This window comes from Fulverythrobacter fulvus, assembly GCF_037154085.1.
GTDB classification, from domain to species: domain Bacteria; phylum Pseudomonadota; class Alphaproteobacteria; order Sphingomonadales; family Sphingomonadaceae; genus Andeanibacterium; species Andeanibacterium fulvum.
In genome coordinates this window covers 545,782-565,686 of the sequence record NZ_JBANRM010000001.1, presented here as the reverse complement: position 1 = coordinate 565,686, position 19,905 = coordinate 545,782, and the positions used below count along the sequence as shown (strand labels likewise).

The 19,905-nt window shown below is 65.0% G+C and carries 14 protein-coding genes; 12 read left to right on the top strand and 2 right to left on the bottom strand.

The annotated features are described in order from the left end of the window. Positions 1-4: 4 nt before the first annotated feature. The 7 genes from WFP36_RS02610 (at position 5) to WFP36_RS02580 (ending at position 9,389) form a co-directional block, all read left to right on the top strand. Complete coding sequence (locus WFP36_RS02610) at positions 5-517, top strand: hypothetical protein (RefSeq protein WP_336977591.1); 513 nt, start codon at positions 5-7, stop codon at positions 515-517. Continuing rightward, entirely contained in the window at positions 468-1,070 is a 603-nt protein-coding gene (locus tag WFP36_RS02605) for a hypothetical protein (RefSeq protein ID WP_336977589.1), read from the top strand. The genes WFP36_RS02610 and WFP36_RS02605 overlap by 50 nt, the downstream gene beginning before the upstream one ends. Before the next feature lie 157 nt (positions 1,071-1,227). Next, positions 1,228-2,613, top strand: a complete 1,386-nt coding sequence (locus WFP36_RS02600; RefSeq protein WP_336977587.1) for a TIGR03013 family XrtA/PEP-CTERM system glycosyltransferase — start codon at positions 1,228-1,230, stop codon at positions 2,611-2,613. After that, positions 2,613-4,745 carry an XrtA/PEP-CTERM system histidine kinase PrsK gene (gene prsK / locus WFP36_RS02595; protein WP_336977585.1) on the top strand — a complete coding sequence of 711 codons (2,133 nt, stop codon included), beginning with the start codon at positions 2,613-2,615 and terminating at the stop codon, positions 4,743-4,745. Before WFP36_RS02600 ends, prsK begins: the two co-directional genes overlap by 1 nt. After that, positions 4,745-6,121 (top strand): PEP-CTERM-box response regulator transcription factor, encoded by a 1,377-nt coding sequence (gene prsR, locus WFP36_RS02590; protein WP_336977583.1) that lies wholly within the window; start codon positions 4,745-4,747, stop codon positions 6,119-6,121. Before prsK ends, prsR begins: the two co-directional genes overlap by 1 nt. Before the next feature lie 31 nt (positions 6,122-6,152). After that, positions 6,153-7,916 carry a tetratricopeptide repeat protein gene (locus WFP36_RS02585; protein WP_336977582.1) on the top strand — a complete coding sequence of 588 codons (1,764 nt, stop codon included), beginning with the start codon at positions 6,153-6,155 and terminating at the stop codon, positions 7,914-7,916. 495 nt (positions 7,917-8,411) lie between these two features. Next, a complete protein-coding gene (locus tag WFP36_RS02580; RefSeq protein WP_336977580.1) occupies positions 8,412-9,389 on the top strand; it encodes a bile acid:sodium symporter family protein in 978 nt (325 codons plus the stop codon). Between the two features lie 67 nt (positions 9,390-9,456). On the opposite strand, the gene WFP36_RS02575 is transcribed toward WFP36_RS02580, so the two are convergent. Both WFP36_RS02575 and panB read right to left on the bottom strand, forming a co-directional pair. Next, entirely contained in the window at positions 9,457-10,509 is a 1,053-nt protein-coding gene (locus tag WFP36_RS02575) for a DUF475 domain-containing protein (RefSeq protein ID WP_336977578.1), read from the bottom strand. A gap of 12 nt (positions 10,510-10,521) precedes the next feature. Continuing rightward, positions 10,522-11,391 carry a 3-methyl-2-oxobutanoate hydroxymethyltransferase gene (panB, locus tag WFP36_RS02570; protein WP_336977576.1) on the bottom strand — a complete coding sequence of 290 codons (870 nt, stop codon included), beginning with the start codon at positions 11,389-11,391 and terminating at the stop codon, positions 10,522-10,524. Between the two features lie 240 nt (positions 11,392-11,631). Between panB and WFP36_RS02565 the strand changes: the two genes are divergently transcribed. From WFP36_RS02565 to WFP36_RS02545, 5 genes are all read left to right on the top strand, one after another. Next, on the top strand, positions 11,632-13,182 hold the full coding sequence (locus WFP36_RS02565) for an amino acid permease (RefSeq protein WP_336977574.1): 1,551 nt from the start codon (positions 11,632-11,634) through the stop codon (positions 13,180-13,182). 14 nt (positions 13,183-13,196) lie between these two features. Next, entirely contained in the window at positions 13,197-14,009 is an 813-nt protein-coding gene (locus WFP36_RS02560; protein ID WP_336977572.1) for an arylamine N-acetyltransferase family protein, read from the top strand. 83 nt (positions 14,010-14,092) lie between these two features. Further along, positions 14,093-14,830 (top strand): hypothetical protein, encoded by a 738-nt coding sequence (locus tag WFP36_RS02555; RefSeq protein WP_336977570.1) that lies wholly within the window; start codon positions 14,093-14,095, stop codon positions 14,828-14,830. Then, a complete protein-coding gene (locus tag WFP36_RS02550) occupies positions 14,781-16,394 on the top strand; it encodes a DUF6504 family protein (RefSeq protein WP_336977568.1) in 1,614 nt (537 codons plus the stop codon). Before WFP36_RS02555 ends, WFP36_RS02550 begins: the two co-directional genes overlap by 50 nt. Beyond that, complete coding sequence (locus WFP36_RS02545; RefSeq protein WP_336977567.1) at positions 16,394-19,900, top strand: error-prone DNA polymerase; 3,507 nt, start codon at positions 16,394-16,396, stop codon at positions 19,898-19,900. The genes WFP36_RS02550 and WFP36_RS02545 overlap by 1 nt, the downstream gene beginning before the upstream one ends. Positions 19,901-19,905 lie beyond the last annotated feature (5 nt).

Here is a 19,905-nt window from a genome sequence, read left to right as displayed (position 1 = left end):
AAGAATGACTGGTAAACCCATGACTTCACGTCGCTCTTTCCTCAAGTCAGGAGCGATTGTCGCGGCGCCGATCGCGGTGGTGGCAGGGCCTGCCACGGCCGCCGCCATGGCGGATGACGGCAGCCGGGCCCGGCTCGCCCGGCTGGAGGATACGCGGGCCATCGAAGCACTGAACCGCAGCTTCCTGCGCCGTTTCAACGGTGCCGGGGCAGAGGCGACGGCCTCGCTCTTCGCCGATGGCAAGGCGCCGCACCTGGCCCATGGCGCCACGCGCCTCTCGCTTGATGACGCGGAAGAGCCCGCCTATTTCGAACTGGCGGAAGACGGCGCGCGGGCCAGCGCGCATTACGCCTGCACGGTGGAGACGGAACACGCGCTGGAAGGCGACAACACGCTGGTCCAGATGGCCTTGTTGCAGGGCAATTCCGCCCATCGCGGCAGCGAGCAGCGCCTGCTGAAGGCGGATTATGTCCGGCGCGAAGGCGGCTGGGCAATTGCGAGCATCCGGCTGGGCTAGGGCTGTGAATCTGCGCGGCTTTATTCGCTCAAGCCTCGTCGCCACGCTGGCCTGCCTGCTGTCGGCCTGCTGGCTGTCGGACCGGCCGCTGCTGACGGATGACAATTCGTCAGCGGTGGATTTTACCGGCACCTATCGCGGGTTGGACGAAGAGGCTCGTAGCGATCTCGTCATCGCCGCCACGGGTAGTCGTGCCTATGAGGTGCGGCAGGGCGGCGAGCATATCGCCGTGCGCTATCTCAAGCTGAAGGGCGATTGGTACCTCGCCCAATATGAAGGCAAGGATGAGGATGCCGGAGACGGGGAGGATGCCGAGGTCGTCTATCTCTACCAGCCGCTGCGCGCGGCCGGCGGGCGGCTCTACATGTATTCGGCCGATTGCGACGATACGCCGGGCGATTTCGCGGGCATGAAGCGGGAATCGGGCGCCTGTTCCTTCTCCAGCCCGGAGGGTCTCGCCGACGCTGCACTGGCCTTTATCGGCCGAGTGGAACGGGGCGAGATATCCGGCGATCCGGCAATATGGGTAAAGGTTTCCGTCACTCGCCCCTGAGGCGTCTCGGCCGGAAGCCATGGTAAATCCTCAGGTAACTGCGAAAATCGCGCTATCGCGGATGTTTCGATACTCGTTGTAAAATTTACCGACATTTCACCTCTGGCGATTATGCCTGCATGCGTCCGCAATTGGCGGGCGCTGGCCGGTTTGGGTGATGATCCGTCTTTTCAAGCATTACATTCCGCATGCGGTCTTGCTGCTGGGCCTGTTCGATTTCGGCCTGCTGATTGCGGCCGGCGAAGTGGCGTGGAAGCTGCGGGCGGGCCAGATCGGCATATCCATGGGTCTGTTTGCCGACCGCCTGCCCCTGATGGCGGGCGCGGCGGCCGTGGTGCTGACCGCGATGATCGCGGTCGGCGTCTATGGCGCGGATGCGCTGCGTTCCATGCGCTTTGCCGGGGCGCGGCTGCTGGTGGCGGTGAGCCTGGGCGTCATTGCCCTGACCTTCATCGACTTTCTCGTGCCGGGGCAGACGTTCTGGCGCTCGACCCTGGCCTACGCCATGGGCATTTCGATCCTGTTCCTGATGCTCAACCGGCTGATCGTGGGCGGCATCCTTGGTGCGAATGCCTTCCGCCGCCGTGTGCTGGTGCTCGGTTCCGGCATGCGCGCCCAGCGCCTGCGCGATCTGGGCATGCGTCCGGAAAGCGGCTTTTCCATCGTCGGCTACATCGCGATGACCGACAAGCCGCTCGTGGTGGAAGAGGCGATCCCCCGTTCGGCGATCCACGATCTCAACCGCTATGTGGAAAATCTCGGCGTGTCCGAAGTGGTGCTGGCGCTGGAAGAGCGCCGCAATGCCATTCCGATGAAGGACCTGCTGCGGATCAAGACCGCCGGCGTCCATGTGAACGATTTCTCCAGCTTCATGGAGCGCGAGACCGGCCGCGTCGATCTCGATACGGTCAACCCGTCGTGGCTGATCTTCTCCGACGGTTTCAGTTCGGGCCGCGCCGTTTCCAGCGTGGCGAAGCGGATGTTCGACATCCTCGCCAGCTCGATCCTGCTGGCGCTGACCTTTCCGCTGATCCTGCTCTTCGCCCTGATCGTGAAGATCGACAGCAGGGGCCCGGCCTTCTTCCGCCAGACCCGCGTGGGCCTTTACGGACAGACCTTCGAACTCATCAAGCTGCGCTCCATGCGCATGGATGCGGAAAAGGACGGCGCCAAATGGGCGCAGGCCGACGATCCGCGCGTCACTCGCGTGGGCCGCTTCATCCGCAAGGTGCGGATCGACGAATTGCCGCAGACCTGGAGCGTGCTGAAAGGCGAGATGAGCTTTGTCGGTCCGCGTCCGGAACGCCCGCAATTCGTCGAGGATCTGGAAGACAAGCTGCCCTATTATGCGGAGCGGCACATGGTGAAGCCCGGCATCACCGGCTGGGCGCAGATCAACTATCCCTATGGCGCCTCGATTGAGGATGCGCGCCACAAGCTGGAATACGATCTCTATTATGCCAAGAACTACACGCCCTTCCTCGATCTGCTGATCCTGTTGCAGACCCTGCGCGTGGTGCTGTGGCATGAGGGGGCACGCTGATGGGCGGGGTGTGGACCACACTGATCGTCGCGCTCCATGTGGCGAGCGCCACGGCGCTGCTCGGCCTTGGCGCCTGGCTCTATCCGCGCCGGGCGAAGCTGGGCCAGGCAAGCGATGCGCTGGTTTCCGCACTGGTCGTCACTGGCCTGTGGGCAGTGTCGGTGGCTGTTGCCGGTAATGGCGCCATCGGCACTCAGGTCCTTTTCAGCGTCAGCTATCTCGTGTGGTTCTGGGCGCTTTACCGGCTCTTCGCCAATGACGGGCGCCATGAAAGCGTGCGCCCGATCCGGCCGGTCGTGGTCGTGCTGGCCTTCGTGGAACTGCTCCAGCTCGGCCTGATCCTGCTTGCCGCCCGCGTGACCTCTCAACCCGAGATCACCGAGACGATCTTCCATGTCTCGATCACCTTCCGCCTGCTCTGCGCTGTCGGGGCACTGGTGCTGGTGCACAACCTCTATGTCGGTGCCTCGCCTGCGGGCCGGCTGACCCTGCGCTGGCCCGCGGCCGCGCTGGCGGCGATGTGGCTCTACGATCTCAATTATTACACTGTGGCCTATCTTACCGGCAGCCTGCCGCAGACCCTTGGGGAAATGCGCGGGCTGATTGCGATGGCGATGGTGACGCTGCTGGCACTGGGTACGGCCAACGGCGCGAATGAACTGCGCCTGCGGCCCTCGCGCTCGGTGGCGTTCCAGTCCTTCTCGCTGCTGGTGATCGGCGCCTATCTGGTGGGCATGGTCGTGGTGGTGCAGGGCCTTGCCTATGTCGGCAGCGACTTTGCCCATCTTATCCAGCTGGCCTTCCTGGCGGCGGCGAGCATTGCCGCGCTGCTGATCCTGCCGTCGCGCCGCTTGCGGGGATGGATCCGGGTGATGCTGGCCAAGCATCTGTTTCAGCACCGCTACGATTATCGCGCCGAATGGCTGCGCTTTACCGAGACCATCGCCCGAGGCGGGGAGCAGGTGATGCCGCTGCACGAACGCGTGGTGCAGGCCGTGGCCGACATTACCGACAGCCCGGCAGGCCTGCTGCTCACGCCCGGCGAGGATGGTGCTTTCACGCTCGATTCCCGCTGGCAATGGCCGGAAATCGACGTGCCCGCCGAAGCGCTGGGTGCAGAGGCGGCGCATTTCTTCGAACAGCATCGCTTCATCGTCGATCTCGACGATGTCCGGCAGGGGCGCCAGAGCCATGGCGAAAGCCGCCATGTGCCCGAATGGCTGGCGGAAAGCCGCCGCGCCTGGGCCATGGTGCCGCTGATCCACTATCAACGCCTGATCGGCATCGTGGTGCTGGCACGGCCGCCGGTCGTGCGCCGGCTGGACTGGGAAGATTTCGACCTGCTTCGCGTGGTCGGCCAGCAGCTGGCCAGCTATCTGGCCGAACAGGCCGGGCAGGAAGCTTTGGGCGAGGCGCATCGCTTCGACGAGTTCAATCGCCGCATCGCCTTCGTGATGCACGACATCAAGAACCTTGCCAGCCAGCTTTCCCTGCTGGCGCGCAATGCGGAAAAGCATGCGGACAAGCCGGAATTCCGCGCCGACATGCTCGTCACCCTGCGCAACAGTACCGACAAGCTCAATGCGCTGCTCGCCCGCCTGAGCCGTTACGGCGCGTCGGGCAATGAACGGCCCGAGCAGGTGGACGCCGTTGCCGCGGTGGAGAAGGTGGTGCGCCGCTACGCCGCGCAGCATCCTGTCCATCTGGTGGAACGGCAGAATTGCGTGCTGCTGGCCAAGTCGGAGTCTTTCGAGCAGGCGCTGGTCCATCTGGTGCAGAACGCCATCGACGCCAGCGATCCCGACACGCCCGTGCTGCTCAGCGTGCTGGCCGATGGGCTCAATTGCCGGATCGAAGTGCTCGATTCCGGCACCGGCATGAGCGCGGAATTTATCCGGTCGCGCCTGTTCAAGCCGTTCCATTCCTCCAAGCCCGGCGGCTTCGGCATTGGCGCCTTCGAGGCGCGCGAGTTGATCCGATCGATGAACGGCCGGCTGGACGTGGAAAGCCGCGAAGGGATCGGCACGCGCTTCATCATCCGCCTGCCGCTGGCCACGCTCGCCGATGGCGAATTCGATAATAAGGAAATCCGGCCGGGCTCGGGCCTGTCCGGCAAAGCCGAGGTTGCATGATGTCCGAGAGTAAGCCCAAATCCCTGCCCAAGCTGCTGATTGTCGAAGACGATCCGGGCCTGCAGGCGCAGCTCAAATGGGCCTATGACGATTTCGACGTCACCATCGTGGGCGACCGGGCCTCGGCGATTGCGGCATTGCGCGCGGAAGAGCCGCCGGTGGTTACGCTCGATCTGGGCCTGCCGCCCGATCCTGACGGGACGAGCGAAGGCTTTGCCGTGCTGGAAGAGATCATGGCGATCAAGCCCGACACGAAAGTCATCGTGGCCACCGGCCATGGCGCGCGGGAAAGCGCGCTCAATGCCATTCAGCGCGGGGCCTATGATTTCTACCAGAAGCCGGTGGATATCGAGGAACTGGGGCTGATCGTGCGCCGGGCCTACAATCTCCACCGGATCGAGACGGAAAACCGCGCCCTGCAAACCCGTGCGGGCGATGGCAACACCGTGCTGGGCGGCCTCATCACGGCAGCCCCGGAAATGGTCCGCGTGGCCCGCACGATCGAGCGCGTGGCGAATACCAACGTCTCGGTCATGCTGCTGGGGGCGAGCGGTACGGGCAAGGAATTGCTGGCGCGCGGCCTGCACGATGCGAGCGACCGCAAGGGCGGGGCCTTCGTGGCGATCAATTGCGCAGCGATCCCGGAAAACCTGCTGGAAAGCGAGTTGTTCGGCCATGAAAAGGGCGCCTTCACCGGGGCGGTGAAGACCACAGAGGGCAAGATCGAACTGGCCAGCGGCGGCACTTTGTTCCTTGACGAAGTGGGCGACATTCCGCTGCCCCTGCAAGTGAAGCTGCTGCGCTTCCTGCAGGAACGCACCATCGAGCGCATTGGCGGGCGCAAGTCGATCTCGGTCGATACGCGCATTGTTTGCGCCACCCATCAGGATTTGGAGGCAATGATCGCCGATGGCCGCTTCCGCGAGGACCTGTTCTATCGCCTGGCCGAGATCGTGGTGAAAATCCCCACTCTGGCGGAACGTCCGGGCGATGCCACTCTGCTCGCCAAGGCCTTCCTCAAGCGGTTCGCGCGCGAGATGAACCCGCAGGTGAAGGGCTTCGCCGCCGATGCGCTGGCCGCGATCGATGCGTGGAAATGGCCGGGCAATGTGCGCGAACTGGAGAACCGGGTGAAGCGCGCTGTGATTATGGCCGATGGCAAGCTGATCAATGCCGCCGATCTCGATCTGGAAGGCGCGGAGGAGGATGACGCCCAGCCGCTCAACCTCAAGAGCGCGCGCGAACAGGCCGACCGCCGGGTGATCCGCCATGCGCTGGCCCGGAGCGAAGGCAATATCTCCAATACGGCCAAGCTGCTGGGGATCAGCCGGCCGACGCTCTACGACCTCTTAAAGCAGTATGACCTCCACGCCTGATCCCGGACGAAAGCGGCGGGGCAGGGCGGCTTTGGCCGCGCTCGCCCTGATCGTCGCGGCACCGCCACTGCTGGCGGCGCAGGATGCCGCGCGGGCGGAGCTGCAGCAGGGGCGAGAGGCCTTGCAGCGCGGGGACGGTGTGGCGGCGGAAGTGGCCCTGCGCCGGGCGCTGGATGCGGGGGAGCCGGAACAGTCGGTTTCCGCCCTGCTGGGCGAAGCCTATCTGTTGCAGGAGGATTATGCCGACGCCCGCCATTGGCTGGGCGAAGGCAATTTCGCGCCGGACCAGCGCCGCCACGGCTTCCACATGCTCGCCCGGCTGGAAATGGCCGAGGGCAATCTCGATGGTGCCGCCGAGGCCTTCCGCAAGGCGCTGGAAGGCGATCCCGGCACAGCGGAAATGTGGGTGGACCTCGGCCGCCTGCGCTATCGCGCGGGGCAGCATCATCAGGCGCTCGCTGCCGCCGATGAGGCACTGAAGCGCGACCCGAAAGACCCGCGCGCGCTGGAATTCCGGGGGCAGCTTGCCCGCGATGGGGAAGGGCTGATTGCGGCCCTGCCGTGGTTCGAACAGGGCCTGAAGAACTCTCCCGACGACCTTTCGCTGTTGGGCGAATATGCCGCCACTCTGGGCGAGGCGGGCCAGGCGAAGGAGATGCTGCGCATTACCCGCCGCATGATCGAGCTGGACGGCGAGAACCCGCGCGCCTTCTATCTCCAGGCCGTGCTCGCCGCGCGGGCGGGGAACTACAATCTCGCGCGCCGCCTGCTCTGGCGCACGCAGGACCGGTTCGACGAAGTGCCCGCCGCGATGATGCTGGAAGGCATTCTGGAAATGCGGGCGGAGAACTGGGCACTTGCCGTCAACGTGCTCGACGAGCTGGCCCGCCGCCAACCCGATAATGACCGCGTTGCCCTGCTGCTGGGCCGCGCGATGCTGGAAAATGGCGATGCGAGCGAAGTGATCGCCCGCTACGGCCCGGCCGCAGGGCAAGCCGATGCCTCGCCCTATCTGCTCACGCTGGTTGGTCGTGCCTATGAAGTGATGGGCAACCGTGCGGCTGCTGCCCCGCTGCTGGACCGGGCGAGCAATCCCGCACCGGGCGGTGTCCTGCCCCTGCCGCTGGGCGAGGCGGGAGAACTGGCGCTGTTCCGCTGGGGCGACGATCCTGCGCGGGTGGATGCTGCCGTGCCCCGGCTGCGGCAGTTGCTCGGTGCCGGGCAACTGGATGAGGCTCAGGCCAGTGTCGCGCAATTGCAGCGGCGTTTCGTAGGCTCCGCCGATATCGAAGTGCTGGCCGGAGACGTCGCCCTGGCGCGAGGCGAGGCGGTGCGCGCGTTGGAACTCTATTCCTCCGCCGCGCAGATTCGCCGCAGCTTCCCGCTGGTCGAGCGGATGGTCGCGGCGCATCGCCTGCTGGGGCAGGAGCGGGAAGGGCGGGCAGTGCTGAGTGCCTATCTCGCCCAGCATCCGCAAGACGGGGAAGCCGCCGAATATCTCGGCTATCTCGCCGCCGGGGCGGGCGACTGGAAGCGGTCGGAGATCCTGCTCCGTTTCGCGGCAGGGCAACGCGATGGCGGCGGGCGCGATCCGCTGCTTTACGCCACGCTGGCCGATGCCGCCCTGCGACGCGGCGAGGGGCAGGCAGCACTTGCGGAGGCCGAGGCGAGCTTCGCCTCCCAGCGCACCAACCGGCGTGCCGTGCTGACGCTGGCGCGCGTGCTGGAGGCGGCGGGACGCAAGCAGGAAGCCGACGCACTGCTCGAAAAGGCGCGGCGGCTGCCTGGCGGCTAGGCTTTGCTGGGCTCGTTCACGCGGAGGCGTGGGGACGCGGATTGTTCGGGCTTCGCGCAAAGAGCGCCGAGAACACGAAGGTGTCGCGCCAAACCCACTCTCTCGTCATCCCCGCGCAGGCGGGGACCAGCAGCAAGGGTTGGAATTGGGGCGAACTATCGCGACCGGATGCAACCTCCTCCGCGCCTCTGCGAGCGCCTGAAAGCGGGATTCCGGAACCGGTCCGGGATGACCAACAAGGCCAAGTCTAGCGCAATTCTCTCCGCACTCCCGCGTCTCTGCGCGAACCCGGACCAGCATCCCGAAACCCACCGCATGACCGGTAGCGAGAGCGTTTTCCTACACCGGCAAAAGCTGCTAGCGGCGGGCCATGCTCTGTCCCAGAACCCCATGCCGCTCCCCTTCCATCGCGCCTGTTTCCTGCCCCGTCGGAGGGGTGCGGAAGTTTGCTCCATGGACTGTGTCAACCTTGTCAACTTCGACGGGAATCCGGGCATGGTGAAGCGCGTTCTGCATTACGTCGATCCGCTGGTGCGGCTGCTGCTCGGCGCGATTCTGCTGGCGACGATCCTGCCGGTTAAGGGCGAGGCACGCACAATTGCGCAGTTCATTTCCAACGCGGCGGTGTTCCTGCTGTTCCTGCTCAACGGTCTGCGTCTGCCACGCGACGAGGTCATCAAGGGCATCGGCAATCTGCGTTTCCTCGCCCCGCTCGTCTTCTGGTGCTTCGGCGCGATGGCGCTGGCGGGCTGGGGCATGGCGCATCTGTTCACCGATGCGCTGGCGGGCCTGATGCCCCCGATGGTGGCGCTGGGCTTCCTCTATCTCGGCACGCTGCCCTCCACGGTGCAGTCGGCCACGGCCTATAGTTCGATTGCCGGGGGCAATGTGGCGAGTTCGGTCGTGGCCGCGGCTCTGCTCAACATCATGGGCGTGTTCGTCACCGCGCCGCTTTTTTCCGCGCTTGCCGGAAGCGCCGGCGTGGGGATCGATACGGATGGGCTGGTGAAGGTCGGCCTCGTGCTGCTGTTGCCCTTCGCCATCGGCCAGATCGCGCAGCATCGTTTCGGCCATCTGGTGAAGGAACATCGCCACCTCGCCACCTGGATGGACCGCACGTCCATTGCCATTGCCGTCTATGTCGCCTTCTCGGGCGCAGTGGAGCAGGGCATCTGGGACCGGCTCGGCCCGTCATCCTGGGCAGGGCTGGTGGGCGGCGTCTGCGTGCTGATCGCCTTTGCCTTCGGTGGTTCGTGGGTGCTGGGCGGGATCGTCGGGCTGAGCCGGGGCGACCGGGTCGCGATGCTGTTTTCCGGCGGACAGAAGAGCATCGCCATGGGCGCGCCGCTGGCTGCCGTGCTGTTCCCGCCGGAAGTGGCCGGGATCGTGCTGTTGCCGGTGCTGGTCTATCACCTGCTGCAGCTCGTCTTCTCGGCCCCGCTTGCCAGTCGCCTGGCGAGGCACGCCGTCTGATAGCAGCGTGAGGGGCGGTGGCCGGCCATGCCCGGTCGGACGGCCGCCCGCCTGTCAGTCGATCTCGTCAGTCGAGGTCTTCGGCCACGCCGTATTTGCGGTTGTGGCGGGCCGACCACCACAGCGACAGCCCGATCAGGACGGCACCGATCAGTCCGGTGACCGCTTCGGGAATATGGAACTTCGCGGAGGCGAGCATGATGCCGCCCAGCGCGATGATCGCCCAGAAGGCGCCATGTTCGAGGAAGCGGTATTCGGTGAGAGTGCCCTTCTTCACCAGCATGATCGTCATCGAACGCACGAAGAAGGCGCCGATGGACAGGCCCAGGGCGATCACGATCATGTTGTTGGACAGGGCGAAGGCGCCGATCACGCCGTCGAAGCTGAAGCTGGCGTCCAGCACGTTGAGATAGAGGAACCCGCCAAGCCCGCTGCGGACGGCGGCCCCGGCCAGCGCGCGCTTCTGGTCGCGGATTTCCAGCCAGGTGTTGATCGCCCCCACCGAGATGAAAGTGACGATGCCCAAGATACCCGCGACGAGGAAAGTGAGGGCCTCGGCCGGATCGAGCAGGCCGGAAACGCCCCACAGCACCAGCAGCAGCACGCCGATCTCGATGGCTTCCACGGCGGCCACACGGGCCAGGAAACGTTCGATCGCGCCGATCCAGTGCACTTCCTTGTCATTGTCGAAGAAGAATTCGAGGCCGACCATGGCCAGGAATGCCCCGCCGAAACCGGCAATGCCAACATGGGCGGACGAGACGATTTCCTGATATTTCGCGGGTTCGTTCAGCGAGAGATTCACGGCTTCCCACGGCCCGATATGCGCGGCGATGGCCACGATCGCCAGCGGGAAGACCACGCGCATGCCGAACACGGCAAAGGCGATGCCCCAGGTGAGGAAGCGCTTCTGCCACACTTCGTCCATGTCCTTCAGCACAGTGGCGTTCACCACCGCATTGTCGAAGCTCAGCGAGACTTCGAGCACCGAGAGGACGGCGATGATCCACAGCATCTGCGCCGTGCCGGCAATCGAGCCGGTGCTTTCCCAGCCATACCATGCGCCCAGCGCAAGGCAGATGATGGCAAAGAAGATCGATCCGCGAAAATGGGTCAGCAAGGCAGGGGCTTTCTATTCGGGCTGATAGGTCTGTTCGGGACCGGGGAATGTGCGCGAACGCACTTCCTCGGCATATTGCGCGGCGGCGGCCGAGATTTCCTCGGCGATGGCGCCATAGCGCTTAACGAAGCGGGGTACACGCTCGAACATGCCGAGCATGTCATCGGTGACGAGAACCTGCCCGTCGCATTGCGCGGAAGCGCCGATGCCGATGGTCGGGCAAGCGACGGCCTGCGTCACTGCCACGGCGATGGGCTCGATCACGCCTTCCACCACGATGGAGAAGGCACCGGCCCGGCACAGGGCCTGCGCGTCGCTGACGATCTTCTGGGCTTCGGCTTCGCTGCGGCCGCGCGGGCCATAGCCGCCCAGCACGTTGACTGCCTGCGGAGTGAGGCCGACATGGCCCATCACCGGGATGCCGCGGCTGACGAGGAACTCCACCGTCTCGGCCATAGCCGCGCCGCCTTCCAGCTTCACGCCCGCGCAGCCGGTTTCCTTCATCAGGCGCGATGCGCTGTCGAAGGCCTGGGCGGGGGACTGCTCGTAAGAGCCGAAGGGCATGTCGACGATAACCGCCGAATGATAGGAACCGCGCACCACTGCCGCGCCATGGGCGGCCATCATCTCCAGCGTTACCGGCACGCTGGAGGGCAGGCCATAGATCACCTGGCCGAGCGAATCCCCCACCAGCAGCAGGTCGCAATGGGCATCGAGCAACTGGGCCTGCCGGGCGGTATAGGCGGTCAGCACCACGATGGGTTCTTCGGTCACGCCATCTACCTTGCGCGCCCTGATGCGGGGCACGGTAAGCCGCCGCATTGGCGCCGGGGTAGGATTGGCACGGCTGGTGGAAGTATCGAGTGTGAAGGTAGTGGACATGCGCGCCCTTTTAGCGCCGCTGGCGAATTGGGCAAAGCAAAGCGGCATATCGGGCAAAGCAAGCCGTTCAGCGGCGGCCTGATCAAGTAAATCGGCGCCTGGACCGGGCTTTTCCCCCGAATTGGCCGGTCGCCTGCCAATTTCCCGATTGCGGTAGTTTCAAAAGCGAATATTCAATTCGTGTGACACGGCCACGGAGCGCAAGGGGTTCGCGCTTTCCGGGCCAAGGGAGGTCCCTGCATGATCTTTGGCCGCATCAAGCCGCTCGACGCAATTCTTGCCACAGCGGAAAAGAAGTCGCTTCACCGCTCGCTTGGTGCCTTCCAATTGACAATGCTCGGCGTCGGCGCCGTGATCGGCACGGGCATCTTCGTGTTGACGGCCGAAGCCGCGCAGAAGGCCGGACCGGGCATGATGCTCAGCTTTGTGATCGCGGGGTTCGTCTGCGCGGTTGCGGCGCTTTGCTATGCCGAAATGGCCTCGATGGTGCCTGTATCGGGTTCTGCCTATACTTACAGCTATGCCGTGATGGGCGAGTTGATCGCATGGATGGTCGGCTGGGCGCTCATTCTCGAATATGCCGTGGCAGCGGGTGCGGTCTCGGTCGGCTGGTCGGGATATGTCGTCGGCCTGATCGAACATGCGGCCGGGATAGACATACCCAATGAACTGGTTCGCGGGCCTTTCGATGGCGGCCTCGTCAATCTTCCCGCCATGGCGATCGCCTTGCTGGTCACCTGGCTGCTGGTCATCGGCACGCGCGAAAGCGCATTCGTGAATGCGGTGCTGGTGGTCATCAAGGTCGCGGCGCTGTCGCTGTTCATCGCGCTGGCGGTGCCCGTGATCAATATGGAGCAGTTCACCCCCTTCGCTCCGCTCGGCTTCGGGGGCATCGGTGCCGCCGCAGCTTCGATCTTCTTTGCCTATGTCGGCTTCGATGCGGTCTCCACCGCGGCGGAGGAAACCAAGAACCCGCAGCGCAACATGCCGATCGGCCTGATCGGCTCGCTCGCCATCTGCACCGTCTTCTATCTGCTGGTGGCAGCCGGCGTGATCGGCACGGTGGGCGCCAACCCGCTGCTGGATTCCAGCGGCGCGGGCCTCGCTCCGGGCAGCAAGGAACTGACGGATGCCTGCGCCGCCATTTCCGATCAGGCAGTGGTATGCTCGAAGGAAGCGCTGGCCTGGACGATGCGTGAAATCGGCTGGCCGCAGATCGGCAATCTGATCGGCCTTGCCGCCGGTCTTGCCCTGCCGTCCGTCATTCTGATGATGATGTTCGGCCAGACCCGCATCTTCTTCGTGATGAGCCGCGACGGCCTGCTGCCGGCGGCCTTTTCCAGCATCCATCCCAAGTTCAAGACGCCGCATGTCATCACGATCCTGACGGGCGTGTTCGTGGCTCTGTTCGCGGCCTTCTTCCCGGTGGGCATCCTTGCGGACATCTCCAATTCGGGGACCCTGTTCGCCTTCGCGGCGGTGTCGATTGCGGTGATGGTGCTGCGCAAGACCGATCCGGGTCGCAAGCGGCCGTTCCGCACTCCGGCAATCGCCATCACGGCGCCGGTGGCGATCCTGGGGTGCTTCTACCTGTTCTACAAGCTGGGCATCGAGACGAAGCTGATGTTTATCGGCTGGGCGTTCGTCGGCCTGATCGTCTATTTCGCCTATAGCCGCAGCCGCAGCCATGTCGGCCGGGGGATCGTGGACGTGCCCGAGGAAGACGCGGACGTGCCGCCCATGCCCATCGCCTCCATGCCGGGCGCGCCTGCTCCGGGCGAAACCGAATAGGGATGCGGCCCGCCATGGTGGCGGAATACAGCTTCGATCTTCCCGCCTATCTCGATCGCATCGGGCTGAGTGAAATCCGGCCCGATGCCGAGGGGCTGCGCGCCCTGCAGCAGGCGCATATGCGTGCGGTGCCGTTCGAGAATTTCGATCCGCTGCTGGGCAAGGTTCCCCTGCTGGGCCTGCCGGACCTGTTCGCCAAGATCGTGAGTGAAAGGCGCGGGGGCTATTGCTTCGAGCAGAACGGGCTGTTCGGTGAGGCGCTGGCGGCTGCTGGTTTCCCGGTTTCGCGCTGTCTTGCCCGGGTGCGCATGCGGATGGGCGTGGATGGCGGGCGCAGCCATCTGGCACTGATCGTGGAAGCCGAAGGGCGCCGTTTTCTGGCCGATGCAGGCTTTGGCGGTCCGGGGCCGCTGATGCCGCTGGAACTGGATGTGGAGGGGGCGCAACAGGCCCCTAACGGCACTTACCGGGTGCATGAGGATACCGAGCGGGGCGAGACGGTGCTCCAGCGCCTGGCTGGGGAAGGGTGGGAGGATATCTACGCCTTCGATCATGCCCGCGTGACCGATGGCGATATCGCCAATGCCAATTTCGTCTGCGCCGTATCGCCGGAGGCGCCTTTCGGCTTTCATCTGATGTTCGGCTGCTATCGCGGGGATACGCGCTACGGTCTGTTCAACCGCGCCCTGACCATCGAGCATGCCGAGGGGGAGGAACGGCGCGAACTGGCTGACTTTGCCGAATTCGCCCGCTTCATGCGCGATGAGGCCGGACTGGGCCTTTCGGATGAGGCGCTGGAACGCGCATGGGAGAAGATCGGAGGCTGAGCGCACGCGCCCTTGTGGGCAATTGCGCTGGAATGCGAATAAGAACATAAGAGGAACATAATTCAAGAAGCGTTCCGATTCGCATGGACTGTTCCGCCCGCCCTCTTCTGCCCGGAAGTTCCGCCTTCCAGCCTGCCGCAAACTGGCAGCCCGGCCTTGTGCCTGCGCGGCATAGCGAGGTCTTTGCTCCTGCCGATGAAGCGAGCGGGGCGGGGATGGCGCTGGCCATGGCGCTCGACGGCTTGCGTGCCATAGGCGGGCTCGAGGCCGAGGGCAGGCGGATGGTGCTGTGGGTGCAGGATAGGCAAGCCCTGCGGCTTTCCGGCCGGCCCTATCGCCCCGGCCTGCCGCCGGAATTGCGCGCAGGGTTGATCCATGTCGCGGCGAAGACGGCGGAAGACGCGCTCTTCGCGCTGGAGGAAGGGCTGCGCTGCCGCGATCTGGCCTGCGTGATCGGGGAGATCGCCGGGAACCCGCGCGCGCTGGGCCTTACAGCCTCGCGCCGCCTCAGCCTGATGGCGGAGCGGCATGGCGTGCCCCTGTTCCTCGTGCGGCTGGATGCGGAAAGGGACCTGTCCTCTGCCCGGATGCGCTGGGCTGTGCGCTCTGCCCCTTCGCTGCCGCCGCGCTGGAACCCGGCAGCGCCCGGAAGGCCCGGCTGGCGTGCGGAACTGTTCCGGGCACGCGGTTTCAAGCAAGGAGAATGGACCCTGCGCGATGATGGCACCAGCCTCACTACCCAGCGGGGGAGCCCGTCCGCAGCGCCGGATCATGGCGATCTGGTGCAGCAGGCTGGCGATCGATCGCTGGCGTCATTCTGAAGATTGCCGGCCGGGCGAGGGGAGGGACGCCCATCCGCTGGCCCTGATCGAGGAGACCGCGCATGGCCCCCGGCTCGCGGCGCTGAATGCGGCTGCGCGGGCGCTGGGCCTGCGTGTGGACATGCTGCTGGCCGATGCGCGCGGCATCTGCCCTCATTTGCTGACCGAGCCTGCGGACCCGCAAGGCGACTGCGCCTTTCTCGAAAGGCTGGCGCTGTGGGCGCAGCGCTGGGGCCCGTGGAGCGCAGTGGACGCGCCCGACGGCGTGCTGGTGGACGTCACTGCCGTCGCCCATCTTTTCGGTGGGGAACAGGCAATGCTGGCAGATGTACGGGCGCGTTTTGCCGCACGTCATCTCGCGGCACGGGTCGCCATCGCGCCGACTGCCGGGGCGGCATGGGCGCTGGCTCATTATCTTCCTTCGTCATCGCGAGGGGCGCAGCCCCGCGGCGATCCAGAGCCCAACGCGCAGCCGCCCTGGCTTGCCGCGCCGCCTGCGGCGGCTCGCAATGACGAAGGGGACGAGGGCCTTGCCGCTCTCGCCCCGCTACCCGTCGCGGCCCTGCGGCTGGGGGAGGATGTGCTGCTTGTCCTGCGGCGGCTTGGCCTCAAGCGGATCGGAGATTTGGCCATGATCGGCCGCGATGCGCTCCAGCGTCGCTTCCGTAATCGCCGCGATGCCCTGGCCAATCCCCTGTTGCGGCTCGACCAGTTGCTGGGCCGCATTGCCGAACCGCTGTTGCCGGTGACGGCCGTGGAAGTGCCACTGGTGCAGCGTGGTCTGCTCGAACCGATCCGCCATTTGCCGCTCTTGGAACAGGTCGTGGGCGATCTGGCCGCCGATATGGCGCAATTGCTGGAGAGCCGGGGCGAGGGCGCCCGGCGGCTCGAGCTGAGCTTGTGGCGGGTTGATGGCGATGCCGCCTTCCGCCTGCTTGAGATGGCGGCGGCCACGCGCGATCCGGCCCATATGGCGCGGCTATTCTCGGCCAAGCTGAATGATATCGATGCAGGCTTCGGGATCGAGCTCGTGCGTCTGCGCGCGCCTTGGTGCGAGGCTCTGACGCCAGCCCAGCCGGATATGGAGACCGGGAAGAGTGAGAGCGAAGGCACCAGCCTTGCCGCCTTTATCGATCGGCTGACTGTCCGCCTGGGCGAAGGGGCCGTGCGCCGCCCCGATCCCCATGCCAGCCACTTGCCCGAACGCGCCCAGCGCTGGGTCGCGCCGCTTGCACCGTCAGTGGGCGATCAGGCGGAATTTCCCTTCCACGCCCGCCCGCTCAAGCTGCTCGACCGGCCGGAAGAGATCGCGGTGCTTTATGCCACGCCTGACGGTTTCCCCCGCCGTTTCCGCTGGCGCGGCGTGGTGCACGAGATCGCCCGGGTGGAAGGGCCGGAGCGGATCGCGCCCGAATGGTGGCGGGAACGCTCCAAGACAAGGCTGCGCGACTATTACCGGATCGAGGATGGGGAAGGCCGCCGCTACTGGATATATCGCCACGGCCTGTTCGGCGACGATCGCGGGGGCGAGCCGGAATGGTTCCTGCAGGGACTGTTCGCCTGATGCCCGACAAGCCGCTCACTCCGCCGCGTCCGCATGTTACCATCGGCCCCGAGGGGATCGGCCCGCCCGAACGCGCCCCTTTCGTGGAACTGGGGCTGGTGAGCTGCTTCTCCTTCCTGCGCGGGGCTTCCTACGCGAGTGACCTCGTGGGCACTGCGCGGATGCTTGGCTATGATGCAATCGGGATTGCCGATGCCAACACCATGGCGGGCGTGGTGCGTATCCACACCGAAGCGAAGGCGCTGAAACTGCGTCCGGTGATCGGCTGCCGGATCGAGACGGTGGAGGGGCTGGCCTTCCTTGCCTATCCCGTGGATCGGGCCGCCTATGGCCGCCTGTGCCGCCTGATCTCCGCAGGAAAAAGGCATGATCTGCAAGGCGTGTGGCAGGCCAAGGGTGTGTGCCACATCACTCTTCCTATGCTGGCAGAGCATGGCGAGGGGGTGCAGCTGATCCTGCTGCCACCGGATGATCTTGAGGCGGCGTTCGAGATCGGAGTGGAGGGTAATGTCTATCAGTTCCCCTCCTCTTCAGAGGAGGGGTGTAGGGGTGGTGGCGATGCGCAGCATCGCTCGCGAAGCGAAACTTGCGAGCAGCCTCGCACTACCCCCAAACCCCCTCCTCTGAAGAGGAGGGGGATTCTTGCTGCACTCCTTCCCCACCTCACAGCCCAACTCCCCAGTTTGCGCCACATCGCCGCCAGCTATCTCTATCGCGGAGACGATATCGCCCGGATCACGCGGCTCGATACATTGGCGCGGGAGAATGGCCTTGGTCTGCTCGCCACCAACGATGTTCATTATCACGTGCCCGAGCGCCGCCCGTTGCAGGATGTGATGACGGCGATCCGCCACAAGACCACCGTGGCGAAGGCGGGATATCTTCTCCACGCCAATGCCGAGCGGCACCTCAAGAGCCCGGCGGAGATGGTGAAGCTGTTCGCGCGCTGGCCCCATGCCATCGAAGCGGCGCGGCAAGTGGCCGATGTCTGCCGTTTCAACCTCGAAGAACTGAAATATGTCTATCCCGAGAAAGCCTATCCCGAAGGGCGCACACCGCAACAGCAGCTGGTCGTGCTCACCTGGGAAGGGGCGGCAAAACGCTATCCCGAAGGCGTGCCGGATGTCGTGCGCGAGACGATCTGCAAGGAACTGCGGCTGATCGGCAAGCTGGACCTTGCGCGCTATTTCCTGACCATCAAGGAGATCGTCGATTTCGCACGCTCCCGGCAGCCGCCGATATTGTGCCAGGGGCGGGGATCGGCGGCGAATTCCGCAGTGTGCTTTTGTCTGGAAATCACCTCGGTCGATCCGGCGCATAATTCGCTCCTGTTCGACCGCTTCCTGTCCGAAGAGCGCAATGAGCCGCCCGATATCGACGTCGATTTCGAGCATGAGCGGCGCGAGGAAGTGATCCAGCACATCTATGATCAATATGGGCGGGACCATGCCGGCCTGTGCGCCACGGTGATCCATTACCGCCCGCGCATGGCGATCCGCGAAGTGGGCAAGGCCATGGGCCTTTCGGAGGATGTCACCGGGGCACTGGCCCGCACCGTATGGGGCAGCCACGGGAAGAGCATTTCAGAAGAATATGCGGATAATGAAGCGGGGCTGGACCTTTCCGATCCTCATCTGAAGCGCGTGCTGGCGCTGACCGAGCAGATGATCGGCATGCCGCGCCACCTTTCCCAGCATGTCGGCGGCTTCATCCTCACCCGCGACCTGCTCACGGAGACCGTGCCCATCGGCAATGGCGCCATGCCTGAGCGCAGCTTCATTGAATGGGACAAGGACGACATCGAGGAACTGGGTATCTTCAAAGTGGATGTGCTGGCCTTGGGGATGCTTACCTGCATCAGGAAGGCTCTGGACCTCCTGCGCGATCATCACGGGCGCGATCTCACTCTGGCGACGATCCCGCCCGAGGACCCGAAGGTTTACGACATGCTGTGCAGGGCGGATTCCATCGGTGTGTTCCAGGTCGAAAGTCGGGCGCAGATGAGCATGTTGCCGCGTCTGCAGCCGCGCAAATTCTACGATCTGGTGGTGGAAGTGGCGATCGTGCGGCCCGGGCCGATCCAGGGGGACATGGTCCATCCCTATCTCAAGCATCGCAAGCTGGCGCGAGAGGGGAAGACCGGATTCCATTTGCCTGGCCCGGCGCCCGGACATGGCCCTGCGGATGAGCTTTCGTCTATTCTGAACCGGACCTTCGGTGTGCCGATCTTTCAGGAGCAGGCGATGAAGATCGCCATGGATGCAGCCCAATTCTCGGCCGAAGAAGCCAATCAATTGCGCAAGGCGATGGCCACCTTCCGTTCGCGCGGGAAGATGCATCAGCATGAGGAGAAGATGGTCGGCCGGATGGTGGCGCGCGGATACGATCCCGAATTCGCCCAGCGCTGCTTCAACCAGATCAAGGGCTTCGGCGAATACGGCTTTCCCGAAAGCCATGCAGCCAGCTTCGCCTTGTTGGTCTATGCCTCCAGCTGGCTCAAATGCCATTATCCGGCGGCCTTCGCGGCAGGCCTGCTCAATTCCCAGCCCATGGGTTTTTATGCCCCGGCCCAGATCGTGCGCGATGCGCGCGATCATGGAGTGACGGTGCTGCCGGTGGATGTGAATTGCTCGGAATGGGACTGCACGCTGGAAGAATGGGAAGGCGCCATCGCCTTGCGGCTTGGCTTCAGGCAGGTGGATGGCTTTCCCGAACATGCCGCGGCCAAGCTGGTGGCTGCTCGCGCAGAGGGTGGGGCGTTTCGCGACGTGGCGGAACTGCGCGAACGGGCGGGGCTGCATCCGGCTCAGGTGGAAAAGCTCGCTTCGGCCGACTGCTTCGGTTCGCTCGCCCTGCCGCGCCGTCAGGCCTTGTGGGATGCCCGTACGCTCGTCTCCGCGCCGGAACTGCCGCTTTTCGCGGCCATGGCGGCGCGAGAAGAAGGGGCGGAGCGGAACGTCACACACCTGCCCGCCATGTCGCTTTCGGAAGAGGTGGTGGCCGATTACCAGACCCAGCGCCTGAGCCTGAAAGCCCATCCGCTCAGCTTCCTGCGCCCCTTCCTGCAGGAGCGCGGTTTCCTGACCTGTGCGGATTTGCGTGAACGACCGCAACGCTCGACAGTGCAACTGGCGGGCGTGGTGCTGATCCGCCAGCGGCCCGGATCGGCCAAGGGCGTGTGCTTCATCACTATCGAGGACGAAACGGGCGTCGCGAATCTCGTCGTCTGGCCCGACGCTATGGCGCGCTTCCGGGCGGCGATCATGGGTTCCCGCCTGCTCGAAGTGCGCGGCCGGGTAGAGTATGACGAAGGCGTGATCCATGTGATCGTGACGCATCTGGCCGATGCGACAGACCAGCTTCACCGGCTTTCGGACGATCTGCTCAGCCCGGCGGTGGACCGGGCGGATCATGTGAACCGGCCACTGCCGGGCAACCGCCGTCACCCTTCTGCAGGTCACCCGCGCGATGTGCGGGTGATTCCGAAATCACGCGATTTTCATTAGCTCCG